Here is a 13,650-nt window from a genome sequence, read left to right as displayed (position 1 = left end):
GCTTTCAATCTTAGTTCTTTCTATCTTTATCAACAACCCAAATAACCATTGCCACCACTACCCGTGAGTTGTGATTTGCTTTCAATCTTAGTTCTTTCTATCTTTATCAACAACATAATAAATGTGTGCTGGGGGCAATTGCTGTTGTGATTTGCTTTCAATCTTAGTTCTTTCTATCTTTATCAACAACTTTAGTGTTTTTAATATGTTTGTGTTTCTAGTTGTGATTTGCTTTCAATCTTAGTTCTTTCTATCTTTATCAACAACTTGGTAAATGAAATCGTTACCCAGTCTGTTGTTGTGATTTGCTTTCAATCTTAGTTCTTTCTATCTTTATCAACAACTAAGGGAACAATAGCCTACGGTAAAAGACAGTTGTGATTTGCTTTCAATCTTAGTTCTTTCTATCTTTATCAACAACACAATAGGTAAGTTGTAATCTTCTTTTTTAGTTGTGATTTGCTTTCAATCTTAGTTCTTTCTATCTTTATCAACAACTATGTGCAGGTTATTTGCTTCGCTTTGCGTGTTGTGATTTGCTTTCAATCTTAGTTCTTTCTATCTTTATCAACAACGCCATAAAGTTGTTGATGGCTTGCTTTACGTTGTGATTTGCTTTCAATCTTAGTTCTTTCTATCTTTATCAACAACAGTACAAAGGTTTGCAAGGAGTTGTTTAAGGTTGTGATTTGCTTTCAATCTTAGTTCTTTCTATCTTTATCAACAACTTTGGTTATTTCGCCCATGTAAGTGCGCCGGTTGTGATTTGCTTTCAATCTTAGTTCTTTCTATCTTTATCAACAACCAAATTCGGTAGTATATGTGATATGCTTATGTTGTGATTTGCTTTCAATCTTAGTTCTTTCTATCTTTATCAACAACTTAAATGACTTAGTAATGTTGTTTGCTATTGTTGTGATTTGCTTTCAATCTTAGTTCTTTCTATCTTTATCAACAACCGCCTTTTTTGTTTTGAACAAATGATAGCAGTTGTGATTTGCTTTCAATCTTAGTTCTTTCTATCTTTATCAACAACAAAAACTTTCTCTTTCTTATAACGAAGCTGGTTGTGATTTGCTTTCAATCTTAGTTCTTTCTATCTTTATCAACAACAGTTTGGGCTGAAACGCAATGCAGCAAAGGGTTTCGTTTAAAGATAGAAAGAAAAAAATGCACAAAAAAACCGCTTGTTCATTGTAGTCAAGCGGTTTTTGCATTTCCTAGTGCCTTTTTGGGCAGGGGCTTAGAACAGTTCCAACTGCTGCGGTATGTCCATTGCTGTGGCAGGCTTTGTGCCTTGATATATTTTCATCATGCCAAATTGCTTGTCCGTTATGGTCATTATCACCACATGGCCTTTTTCTGGCAATATTTTTTGCACCCTTTTTATATGTACCGTGGCGTTTTCCATGCTGGCGCAGTGGCGCACATAAATAGAAAACTGGAACATAGCAAAGCCATCCGCCAATATTTTCTTGCGGAAATCGCCTGCAGCTTTCCGTTCTTTCTTGGTTTCCGTTGGCAGGTCAAAAAATACAAGTACCCACATAATGCGATAGGCGTTTAAGCGTTCGGATTTCATTGTTGCACATTATTACTAATACAGCCAATTATACCCCTTGGCTACAAACACTGCCATCCCTGCTACGCCATCTCCGGGTACAATATCTTTCTTTGTTCCCCGGCAAAGCACCTAGCCACCGATGCTGCCGTGCGCTGCGTGGCCACCATCAGTGGGCTTTTCTCCCCATTCAGCATCACGTCCACGGTTGCCACGTTTAGTAGCCTTGTTTTAAATTCCTGTGTCAGCACTTTTACATGGCTCGTCTCGTCTATAATCCCCCGTACAACCATGTCTACAAATGGGCGGTAAGGTTCCATAATATCATCCGCCAGGCAATAAGCATTGTAACGGTTCCTGTGGAATATGCCCAGCGTTGGCAACAACCCGGCACCTACAATGGCCCGTGCAACAATCGCACGCAAGATTGCATACCCATAGTTCAGCAAGTTATTTGGCGGAATACCGTCCCGGCGGCGGAAAAACAACCAGGCGGGCGGAAAAAGGTTTTGCCAGTAATAGGCGGCGGCCGTTGCTTCGCAGCCACCTGTATCTCCGCTAAGCACCGCTTGGGAGAGGTTTACCAAAAGCTTGTTTTTTATGTCCCATCGTTGCAACACCGCTGCCTGATTGGCAATTTTGCATTTCACCGTTTGCTGCCACAATTGTTTTTTCAATGGTTCACTTGCTTCAATCTGCGCCCGGAAACGTTCGCTTTGTATTGTGTTGCCCTCTAGCGGCAGCAGCATTCCTGTGGGGTGGTGCGTATCGTTGCAAGTAATTACCGCTACATTATTATTTACCAATTGATCCAATAAATAATGCGTGATAGTTATTTGCTGGTGTTCCAGCACCAACATACCAATATCTTCTATCGGAACAGACTTATCTGGGATTGTTTCCATCCCTTTTACATGACGATAACTTAACACCAACTGGCTATTGGCACATTTTAAATGGCAGGGGCTACCTATTTGGAGTGTCCGTTTTATCATGGCATTTTTATTTTGGGGAAGAAATTTTAAAGGAAGGCTTGGCTTTGAGCGAAGCCTTCCTTTAAAATTTTGAGGTAAAACTTATCATTATTCACCAATTTTTGTTATTTCACCAAGATGGTTAAGACGAACTTTAATAGGATTTAATTGAAAAAATGCACCTAAACTTCTGATATTGTAAAGCCTCTTAACTTCTTTAGCACCTTGAATTGTTTTTAGTTCACTATTTTTTGTTTCTAAATGATGCCTAAACCAATAGTTATTATCAGAAACACTCCATACCAAATAAAGATGCTTACTTAATAAAGACTTATTGTTTTCTAAAATTGCCTGTTCAAAATTTTCAAGAGCTAACCCTAAAATAAACATTTCATTTTGTTGTAAACTAAATTGTAATTCCAAATTATCAGTAGGTAATTTATCTAAAAATGTTTGCGGCAATTCTTTTTCAATTAACGAACTCCAAAGTTTATTTGTATCCTTAATTATATAAGGGATTTTATATTTCCTTCGTTCCACCGCATGCCAGAAAGAACAAAGGTGTTGTACATTATTACCAGTAACATCTTTATAAATAGCAATATGGTGATTATTCCCAGGAATTGAAAATCCTATTTCATTATTGTTCTCATCTCTTTTAATAGCTTGGACATTTGAGAGACCTGTATAGCACCTCACAGAAAGTATAGGTATTTGTTTTTCTTCATTAAACCATAATACATCTTTAAAAGCTTCTTTTTCTTTTCCATTAAATTTTTCTAGTCTTTCCTTTACTAATCGCTTTACTTTTTCATCTACAATATATTTTACATCTTCCTTTTTTATCTCCCTTATTTTATATTTAATGACAAATTCATCTACATAACAATAAGCATTCAACAGAGGTTTTGTATTTTGCTTGTCAATAAACAGGGGCAGCTTTTTTATTGAATCCATGGCCTTTTTTACATCTTTATCAAATTCTAATAACCTTTGTTCTACTTTTATCTTGATATGCGGTTCTGCTATTCTATCAACGTTTTCAAAAAGATATTTTATCGGGAACTTTCTGTATGAATCTGTTTTAAAGTCTTTTGCAATTACTTTAATTTTCCCATAAACAAATTGTTCATGTAATGCACCCCGTGGTACAATAATATCAGGCTGCACTACTTTTTTCTTGCCATCTACTTTTTCTTTTCGCACACCATTGGTCGCTACTTTTTTTCCCGCTTTAAAGGATATTAAAATTTGTTCGGCATAATCTGCCACTTGTTTTGTGTTAAAGGGGGTCTGAGATGAGAGGTAAGCATCAAGCATTTTATTTTTTTCGTCATAAAGTGCCGAGGAAGTATTTTCTTGATTTGATAATACTTCTTGGGATGCTTTGCCATGTTTAGCTTTTGCCTCTTCAATCTCTTTTATCATTTCATTTCTTACAATGCTTGAGTTAAGTGTATTTAGACGCTGGATAAACCCTTGTTGTGTGCATGCAACTACAAGAGCATCAATTGCGTGATGGCGATGGTCATCTCGTTTAGTCCAGACTTCGCTTTGTATTTCTTCTTTTTCATGCGTCCTTCTTCCATGCTGGCTCGTCCATGTTTTTATCCCTGTTTGATTGGCAGTTTTAAACCGTTCAAACTGAAGGTTCTCCAACACATTATCCCAACCCCAAACTTTGCGAAGCTTTGCCGTAACAGTGCCTTCAGTAGTGGTTACATTATTACAAATTTGTTGCAATATTCCCCTTGATTTCCGTGCTATGTATTGTGTTTCCCGCAATTGGCGATCAATAAAACTTTCCCACAGTTTTTTATCCGCCTCCGTTTCTTTTTTTATTTTTTTCCGTTCTGTGTATTCAATATATGAAACTTTTAAGCGCTGCATTTTTCCATAAGATAAAATACCTTTCTTGAACCAATTATCAACCCGGTTAATGTATTGACCTAGTGCATCTTCTCCTTTAGCAGCAATATAATCGTAAGCAGTTTTGTTGGTTTTGTTTGCGTTACAACTTCTGTGTACCAATACTTTATTGGTTTGGGAGTCGTCAAAAAGGAGTGCTTGTGGCACAATATGGTCAATATCAAAATCATCCCCGCTTAAAGCTTCTGTGAGATTGAATATTTCACCACAATAAATACACTGGTTCACCACTTGGGCATCTTTCATTTTCTTATCCTTAACAGGAAAAATGAACTTATACTTTTGTATATATTTTTTTGTAACAGGCAAGCCATGTGCAGCCAGTCTTTGGGCTATTTCGTCATTCAGTTTTTTGTTATTGGAATTTTGAATATCAGCATCATTCCTTTCATCTTTGCTTTGTTTCAATTCCCTGGCAAGTTCTACCCGTATCTCATCTGGTTTACCATAGGTTTCTATAATGGCATTTACCACGTTTATCATTTGGTTAATAATCTTCTCTACTATCGGTTGTCGTAAAGTATTTTTTGGCAATAACGCTAGCTTTTCATCCGTAAGCCTTTTCGATTGTTCATCTTTAGTTAAACTATTTGAATGATTGTATCCAGCAAAATTGCACGCTTGCGAGTAATCGTAACCTTGCATTAAATAAGGCAATATTTTGCGCATTGCTTTGTTAGATTTATTACCAAACGCTTGCTTATTAAAATCTAACCTAGATAATTTGTCAGCAATTTCACTAGGGAAATTAAATCTTTTTATCAATGCTGCTTTACATTCTTCAAGATCCTTGATAGAATATATGGTATGCCAAAGTTGATAAAGTGGCTCCCGTTCTATCTTGGCATCTATTTGTAACCCTTCTAGTTCTTTTAAAACCTCTCCTGTTTTTTTATCTACCAAAATAGCAGGCTTTTTAGTAGGAACGACATTATAGTTAAATTGTAGCGCTTCGCTTTCTCCTAAAATATTTTCTATTGCTGCATAGGTAATATTGCCTTGTATCCCCTTTTGTATTTGCTTGTTTACATATACATCTTGTTCCTTAAGCCCTAGTATTTTTACCAAATCTTTAAAATCAAGTTTGGCTTTTTGGTTCAGGTGTGCTACTATTTTTTCTTTTTCTTCAATAGTAGGAAATTTATCGCCCCATTTATATTTACTTCCTTCTGCATTTTTCACTTTTAAGGAAATATTATTTACTACTTCCCAAATCTTACATAGTTGATACAATGGGGATGTTTTCGGGGCAACTTTTGGACCTACAAAAGCTTTCTTTTCTTTTTTTGTTTCTTTATCAATATAAGTAGTCTCAAAACCTTCAAACTCACAAATACTTACTAATCCTTTTTGCGATTTCAGGCTACGTTGATAATAAATAATTTGATTGCGCAATTTTTCAACAACTTCTTCTGTAAGAAAATCATGTTTCTCTTTTTGAGCATTTATAATTGCATCAAACTCTTCTACATAGGCCTCTCTCGGATAAACCTTTTCTTTTATCCTAAAGTATTGATTTTCTTTTTTGGCAATTACCAATTCATCATAAAAATATTGTCCTATTGTGTGCTTCGTTTCTTTCAGTTTTGCAAATCTTCCTTTTACCTCAGCAACATAATCAGTATCTTTTTTATCTTGATTAGCTTCACTTCTTGCTGATTTATACCCTCTTTTTTGATTGAGCATATAAAAGATCCTGCCTAGCTGCTCTCCTGTAATACCACTGCTTCCCGAAGCTGCCTCACTCCTTAATTTCCATAATTCCAAACTTGGGATCTGCATTAATTCTTTAGAGGGAAAAATATTTAGCTCTTTAAGTGTTTTCTTTAGGCTGAACTTAAAATCATCGCTCTTTTTCAGTTGTTTCCTATTATACCCTTTACGCTGTGTCCTGGCAATAGTCCTGTTTTGATTCTTGGATATGGCTTGCCCTTTTTGAAATTCATCCCTATCGTCAGAACTAAGAGGAATTATTCTTGAACCCATTGCTATAATCCTAATGGGTTTATTATTTTCATCAACCTCTATCAACGCCCACCCAATACTATTAGTCCCTAAATCTAACCCCAAAACTTTTCTCATGTTTTTTAGTTTATATAGTTAAAGTCATTATTTTTACAGCCTAAGATTTAAAGCAAATCACAATAAGGATTATTCCGTTGTGAAAACATTTGAGGCGGCGCAAGTCGCCTTTTTTATGCCATCCTCGTTCCCCCATATTTCCCTCCCTTTTCTCAATGTCAATAATTTTGTTATTAGTCTAGCAAACGCCAGTTTCAAAAACTAAATGTAGAAACTATTGCCCAACAAAAAAAGGAAAAACTTATCTTTGTATCCAATTTGCACTTGATACAAAGCTAATGTCTAGTCATTTTTATCGTAGTTCTTTTTTTACTAATATTAAAATAGTTGTAGTGCCAAAATCTGGTGTTGCGTTTATCACCCACAAATCACCCACTTTTTCTCACAAATCACTCAAAAAGTACGCACAAATCACTCAAAAAGTACGCACAAAACACGCACAAAACACTCAAATAAATTTCGCTATATTGTTGATAATCAACGGTTTAAATGAGTGAAAGCAATTTTTCAAAAAACACAGGGTAGGAAAAAAGCCCGAAAAAAAGCAAAACTGAAACTATTTTAATAAAAAGGAAGTTAGAAAATATAGTATAAAAATATGCAAATATTGTCTCCTTGCCCTGTTCCTATTACCTTTTCCTTTGGGTAACATGTCCCAGTATTTCGGGAGGGGTGAGGTTGGCTAGGTTGATTTTTTAATAAAAAAGCGAAAAAATTTTATGCACCCAATTGGGGGTGTAGCTAAAACAAATGAATCTTGTTCAGATAAAAATGGAGGATATGAAATACTTTGTTTTGATGCTTTTCCCCTTACTTTGCACGCTATGACAGTAGAACAAATTAAGGATATAAGAGACCGGTTAGTTGTCTTGAGGAGGTTTCTTTGACTACGCTAACCGTAAGTATAAAGTAGAACAAGACCGCCAGCTATCGCTTTCGCCAGGCTTTTGGGACGATAACACCCGCGCCACGGCTACCATGAAGGACATAAAGGCCAACGAATTCTGGATAAAGATGTACGAGCAGGTGGAAGCATCTATCGAGGATTTTGTGGTGCTGTTTGAATTCTGGAAAGAGGGCGATGCCACCGAAGAGGAAACGAAAGCTGCCTACGTAGCTGCACTTACAGCCGTGGAAGATGCCGAATTTAAAAGCACACTGAACAAGCCTGAGGACGAAATGACTGCCATTGTGCAGATTAATTCTGGTGCGGGTGGTACCGAAAGCCAGGACTGGGCCGATATGCTGCTGCGTATGTACATTATGTACGGGCAAAAGCAAGGCTGGAAAGTAACGGAACTGGACTATCAGGAAGGGGATGGGGCTGGTATTAAAACTGCTACCATACAGTTTGAAGGGCCGTTTGCTTATGGCTTCACCAAGGCAGAAAGTGGGGTGCATCGTTTGGTGCGCATATCGCCGTTTGACAGCAATGCCCGCAGGCATACGTCGTTTGCGAGCGTGTATGTGTACCCGTTAATTGACGACACCATAGAGATAGAAGTGAACCCGGCAGATTTGGAATGGGCGTTCTTCCGTAGTGGTGGTAGTGGAGGCCAAAACGTGAACAAGGTGGAAACGGCAGTCCGTTTAAAGCACGGCCCTAGTGGTTTTATTGTGGAATGCCAGCAAGCACGAACACAAGGCGAAAACCGTGAACTAGCCATGAAGATGCTGAAAAGCCGCTTGTACGAGGAAGAAATGCGCAAACGCCAGGAAGCAATAGATGCCACGAATGCAGGGAAGAAAAAGATTGAGTGGGGCAGCCAAATAAGGAGTTATGTGTTCCACCCGTATAAAATGATTAAAGATCACCGGACAGATTACGAAGTGGGCAATGTGCAGCCAGTAATGGATGGGGAGTTGGATGGGTTTATCAAGGCTTATTTGATGATGGAAAAGGAGGAAAATTAGGAATTAGGAATTGATAATAGACTTTTGCTTTACCAGTTAAAGCTGGAGGGAATTCATTAGAATAAATTGATGGTTTGATAACAAAAAATGCAGCCTTTAGTGGGGTGCATTTTTTGTTTATTTTTCTTTACAAGTTTCTGCGGTTCCGATTTTTTAGAAAGGGTTGCTTTGTGTCTCGCAATGATGGAAATGAGGGAAGCAAGAGACTACAAAATGTACTTCTACCCATTCAATTTCTAAAAAGCCTCTTTCTCTTCATCCACATATTCTAAAATATCTCCAGGTTGGCAATTTAATATCTTACAAATATCATCAAGCGTGCTGAAGCGTATTGCTTTTGCCTTGCCGCTTTTCAAGATGCTCATGTTGGCAATGGTGATACCCATGCGGCTGCTTAGTTCCGTGAGGCTCATCTTCCGCCTTGCCAGTATAATATCCAAGTTTACTACTATTGGCATAATTAAATGGTTAACGCTTGTTCTTTTTGTAATTCATGCCCTTTTTGAAATGCCTTTGCTATGATGAATACGATGATACCTGCAATGATTAATGGCTCTGAATCTGCCACGCATTTCCACATGTCCAAAGAAAATTCAGTTGGTATCAACTTATGGAATATCAAATAGCCTATACAAGGTAGCAATATTTGAGCAGAAACTAAACCGATAAAAAAATAAGAGATACCAAATAGGCGTGCTATGTTTTCAACACTAAATGGATTGCCTTTAGCAATGCTCAGCAAACAGGTAATGGGCAATATCAGCACAAAATACAATAGGCCACTTATCGTTACTAAAAATAATATATAGAATAAGCAGTTCACAAACTGGTACCAAAATTTGGTTGTGGGGATAAGCAAATACTGATTAGCCTTTATATACCTGACAGGTACTTCCTTGTAAACAAAATGCCCTTTGTGGAAATTGTTTTTAAAGCTATCCAAGTGAGGATATTTAATATAAAATTTTTTGTTTGAAACAAAGAAGCTGCCATCATACATATTTTCAATTGTAGGCAAGGAGAAAGGGAAAACAGCGATGAAATACTTTACATCAGGTGTATGTTTGCCCTTTATCTTATGGATAGAATCTTTGATATTATCTACCATTTTTATTAGACTTGCGATAGAATCTTTATTGTTAACTATTGGAATTAGGGCCAAATAATCGTTTTTTTTTGTCTCCAGGATTGGTATTGTATAAAAACGCTCATTTTGATCCTCATCATATTGTGCTATCCCCAACCCAAAAATGCCATTATAGTGCATGTAAAATCCTTTATCTAGCAATTCCTGGGTTTGCTTTGCTTGGCTTATACTATCCTCAATCGGCTTATATAGGCGCTTGTATATATAGGCTGGCAATGAATCGTTTGGGGTATCATAGTTTGTGTCAGCGGTATCAACTATTTCGTAAGTGGCTTCGTTTTTTCCAGGATGTGTTACGTGATAACCGAGTATATAAACAAAATAAATAGCAACCAATAGCAAGGTTACTCCGGTTGCCGATGGCCATCGTAAAAGTTTGTTTTTCATTGTCAGTCATTTTGTGTGTTCAATAAAAGTTATTTTTTGGTAAATTTATAAATATTTTATTGTTTATCAATAAATATTTATTGTTTAGGGATAATTATTTTGATTTATATTTATTTGGTCGCAATATTGGTGAGAAGCATAAGTTAAGGTTTGCAAAAAATAATGCAGCATAGTGTAAATTAAATTTTTTATGTTTTGCTAGACCTCACCCCAACCCTCTCCAAAGGAGAGGGAGCTAGCCTCCGACAAAAATCAAGTACTTGATTTTTTAAATTTATTTAGTTTACACTGTATTCAGTAATAATAAAAATGCAGCCCCCGAAAGCGAGGGCTGCATTTTTATTAAGATTTTTTATATATAATGGATGAGGAGATTGCTTATCAATTATCAATTTTCCATTTCCATTATCTGTTCAAACAGTTCCTCGTATTGGCTTTCTGCTTTTTTTACCTGTTCTGTGATGCTTTTGTAGTTGCGCTCGGTTTCGGCGAATTTTGTTGCATTTTTGTAATTGTCAGGGGCAGCTAATTCCAATTCTACGGTTTGCTTTTGCTTTTTTAGCTGTTCCAGTTCCTGCTCTATTTTCTGGAATTTGTTTTGCAGCTTTTTCAGCTCTGTATTGTCAATACGGGGTTTGGTAACTGGTTTAGGAGCCTCTACGGGCTTGCTTTTCTGCTCGTCTTTTTTATCCTTGGGGTCGTCCTTTGGGGCTTTACGGCTTTCTTCTTTTGCCTGTTTAGCCATGCGTTCTTTCCATTCCAGATATTCGGCATACGTGCCTTTGAATTCCTTTATTTCATGGTCAACGATTTCCCAGATTTTATTGGCCGTTTTAGATACAAAGTAACGGTCGTGGCTTACCAGTATCAGGCTGCCTTCGTATTTATTCAGGGCATCTGCCAACAGCTCCACGCTGTGCATGTCCAAGTGATTGGTAGGTTCATCCAGCATCAGGAAATTGCTTTTGCTTACAATTACCTTTGCCAATGCCACACGGGCTTTTTCACCACCACTTAGTAGTTTAATTTTCTTGTCCGTATCGTCGCCACTAAACAAGAAACAGCCCAACAAACTGCGTAGCTCCAGTTCCGTTTTGCCGCTGCGGCTTTCCATCATTTCATTTAGGATGGTATTATCCATTGTCAATGCTTCCAATTGGTGCTGGGCATAGAAACTACTTTCTACATTGTGGCCCCAAACACGCTCTCCGCCAAAGTTTTCTTCAGTGCCGGCTATTATGCGTAAGAGGGTACTTTTTCCTTTACCATTGGCACCAATCAGGGCTATTTTATCGCCACGATCTATTTCTGCTGCGCCATTTTCTACAATCAGGTTGTCGCCATATTGTTTATGGATTTCTTTCAACGTTACCAAAACCCTTCCAGGCTGGCTGTTTACCTGAAAGTTGATTTTTATATTGGGACGTTCTATTTGAACATTTTCAATACGGTCAATCTTGTCCAAACGCTTCATGGCACTTTGTGCCGCTGCTGCTTTGGATGCTTTTGCACGGAAACGCTCAATAAAGCGTTCCTGTTGTTTGATATAATCCTGCTGGTTTTCAAAAGCCCGTTGTTGTATTTCTACCCTTTGTTCTTTTTCTATTTCATAGTATTCATAATCGCCAGAATAGATATGGAGTTCCTGCTGGTAAATCTCCACTATCTTATTTACCATCCTGTTCATGAAATATTTATCATGGCTTACAATTACCACACTACCTTGGTAATGGAGCAGGTATTTTTCCAACCATTCGATAGACGGTAAATCCAAGTGGTTGGTAGGTTCATCCAATAGCAATACATCTGGTGCTTGTAAAATCATTTTTGCCAGTAGTACCCGCATACGCCAACCCCCGCTGAATTGTTGGTAGGGTTTCAGCATTTGCTCGTTGGTAAAGCCTAACCCGTGCAATACTTCTTCTGTTTTGTATTGGATATTGTACCCATCCAATACATCCATTTCGTGTAGTTTGTCAGTATAGTCGGTTAACAATTTTTCGTCTTCCCTTGTTTCCAATTCTATCCCTAATGCTTCAATTTCCTTTTCTAATTGGCGCACCCTTTCGAATGCACCCATGGCTACTTCCAGGATGGTGTCGGTAGTTTCAAAACTCAATAAGTCTTGGTGAAGGTAGCCAATTGAAACATCCCTGCCTTTTTCAACAGAGCCTTTGGAGGGCAGGTATTGACCTACCAATACCTTTAGCAAGGTGGATTTTCCAGTACCGTTATAACCAATTAAACCAATCCTTTCACCGGGGTTAATGTGCCATGTGGCATCTTCTACAATTACCCTTGCACCAAATTCAAAAGTTACATTTTGTAAACCAATCAACATGAGTAAGCCAAATTTTTGAGCGGCAAAGGTAATCGCTAGTAAGTGATGTTGAAATTTAGTTTTTAAGAAGATTTTTTTTGAAATATTTTGTATTTCTATTACTGCCTTACAGGCGGCTTTTGGTATTGCAAGATAATCTTTGCGTTCCTTTGTTCATCTGAGGTAATGTTTATTTCATAATGCTTGCTGCCAGAAGATACAATTACCAATGCCGTGTTAGGCGGCACAAGCCCCAAGTTTTCTGCCACTGCAATAAATTCATACACAGGTTTCTTTTCGTCAATATGCACCTGCATGGTAATAGGGGAGTAGGTAAGCCTTTTTTTGTCAATAACTACCCTGTTGTTATGATAAACGCTGATAGTGTCCCCATCTATTTGGCCATTGTCATAAAACTCAACAGTTGCATCCTGACTATCAACAACTAATGTGTGCGACAAAACATTTTCCCTTTTTTGCAATATCTCGGGTACAGGGCTTACGGCTTCTGCTTCCGTATCTTTTGGCTCTATCATTGGCACGTTAGGCACAATAGGTGGGGTAATGGTATCTTTCGGTATTAATTTTTTCTGGGTCTTTTTTATTGAGTGCCCAACAACAAAATCTTCTGCGCCAGGTTTTATTGGCGGTTTTGAATTGGGCTGCTGTTTTAAAGGGCTTATGCTCCTTGCAGCAGAAGGTTTTGATGGTGAATTAGTTGAGGGTGTGCGGGGTACTGGGTTTAGCTTTTTTGCAAGTGGGATTGTTTTTTTATGCGTAATAGCAGGGCTTTCTTTTTTAGTTAAGAAATCTTCTTTTTCAAACTCTGTGGTGGTTACTTTTTCTAAATATACTGTGCCGCTGCCACATTCCGATCCATCTTTTTCGTTCACGCTTGTATAAGTGCCTGTAAGGGTTTCTTTGTCACCCGCTTTTGTATAGTCTAAATAACAAGTCATTAAACAAGCAACAGACATGTCGCTTATCCTCAGTTCCAGCATCTTCGTTTCTTTCAGCAACAAGGTTTTTGTTTTCTTTGCATAAATGCCCTGCGATGCGGCTTTGCCATAAAAACGGGTTGTTTTATATGAATAAGTAACCCCTTCAATGCTATTGCTTGGCAAATTATTTATCTGTATCTCATAGCGGTATTTATCGTCTATAAATTGCCCCCGAACCCCATCAAAGCTTTTTTGAAGGAAATAGCCCCGCCATATACCCGTTAGCTTCTGTGAAAAGCAGGCCGGCATTAGTAAAAATAAACTCACGCAAGTACAAAATAATCTCATACGCTCATCACAATGGATGCAAATTAACATACATCCATATAAAAAAT

The 13,650-nt window shown here is 37.6% G+C and carries 8 protein-coding genes and 1 CRISPR repeat array (1 of these 9 running past the window's edge); of the genes, 1 reads left to right on the top strand and 7 read right to left on the bottom strand.

Annotation, left to right across the window (positions count from 1 at the left end; all coding sequences use genetic code 11):
* Positions 1 to 1,113: a CRISPR direct-repeat array (repeat unit 47 nt; unit sequence GTTGTGATTTGCTTTCAATCTTAGTTCTTTCTATCTTTATCAACAAC); it reaches 239 nt to the left of the window's first position.
* A gap of 130 nt (positions 1,114 to 1,243) precedes the next feature.
* The 3 genes from cas2 to cas9 all read right to left on the bottom strand — a co-directional run bounded on the left by cas2 (position 1,244) and on the right by cas9 (position 6,546).
* Positions 1,244 to 1,582: a CRISPR-associated endonuclease Cas2 gene (gene cas2, locus ACHFIY_RS14370; RefSeq protein WP_410846800.1), complete on the bottom strand. Its 339-nt coding sequence runs from the start codon at positions 1,580 to 1,582 to the stop codon at positions 1,244 to 1,246.
* A 62-nt stretch (positions 1,583 to 1,644) separates the two neighbouring features.
* A complete protein-coding gene (cas1, locus tag ACHFIY_RS14365) occupies positions 1,645 to 2,556 on the bottom strand; it encodes a type II CRISPR-associated endonuclease Cas1 (protein ID WP_410846799.1) in 912 nt (303 codons plus the stop codon).
* Positions 2,557 to 2,643: 87 nt separating this feature from the next.
* Positions 2,644 to 6,546, bottom strand: coding sequence for a type II CRISPR RNA-guided endonuclease Cas9 (gene cas9, locus ACHFIY_RS14360; RefSeq protein WP_410846798.1), 3,903 nt, complete (start codon positions 6,544 to 6,546; stop codon positions 2,644 to 2,646).
* An 824-nt stretch (positions 6,547 to 7,370) separates the two neighbouring features.
* On the opposite strand from cas9, the gene prfB reads away from it, so the two are divergent.
* Positions 7,371 to 8,460 (top strand): peptide chain release factor 2 gene (gene prfB, locus ACHFIY_RS14355; RefSeq protein WP_410846797.1). Its coding sequence is split into 2 segments (ribosomal slippage): positions 7,371 to 7,418 and positions 7,420 to 8,460, totalling 1,089 coding nucleotides; the frame shifts between segments, so codons are not numbered across the junction.
* A gap of 236 nt (positions 8,461 to 8,696) precedes the next feature.
* On the opposite strand, the gene ACHFIY_RS14350 is transcribed toward prfB, so the two are convergent.
* From ACHFIY_RS14350 to ACHFIY_RS14335, 4 genes are all read right to left on the bottom strand, one after another.
* Complete coding sequence (locus ACHFIY_RS14350; RefSeq protein WP_410846796.1) at positions 8,697 to 8,918, bottom strand: helix-turn-helix domain-containing protein; 222 nt, start codon at positions 8,916 to 8,918, stop codon at positions 8,697 to 8,699.
* 2 nt (positions 8,919 to 8,920) lie between these two features.
* Positions 8,921 to 9,994, bottom strand: coding sequence for a DUF2975 domain-containing protein (locus ACHFIY_RS14345; RefSeq protein WP_410846795.1), 1,074 nt, complete (start codon positions 9,992 to 9,994; stop codon positions 8,921 to 8,923).
* A 388-nt stretch (positions 9,995 to 10,382) separates the two neighbouring features.
* Positions 10,383 to 12,335: a ribosomal protection-like ABC-F family protein gene (gene abc-f / locus ACHFIY_RS14340; RefSeq protein WP_410846794.1), complete on the bottom strand. Its 1,953-nt coding sequence runs from the start codon at positions 12,333 to 12,335 to the stop codon at positions 10,383 to 10,385.
* Between the two features lie 98 nt (positions 12,336 to 12,433).
* Complete coding sequence (locus ACHFIY_RS14335) at positions 12,434 to 13,582, bottom strand: hypothetical protein (RefSeq protein ID WP_410846793.1); 1,149 nt, start codon at positions 13,580 to 13,582, stop codon at positions 12,434 to 12,436.
* Between the last annotated feature and the right edge of the window lie 68 nt (positions 13,583 to 13,650).

The sequence above is a fragment of the Parasediminibacterium schistidii genome, from assembly GCF_046546515.1.
Taxonomy (GTDB): domain Bacteria; phylum Bacteroidota; class Bacteroidia; order Chitinophagales; family Chitinophagaceae; genus Parasediminibacterium.
Note: the sequence above shows the minus strand (reverse complement) of the source record. Positions and strands in the feature narration are given on the sequence as shown.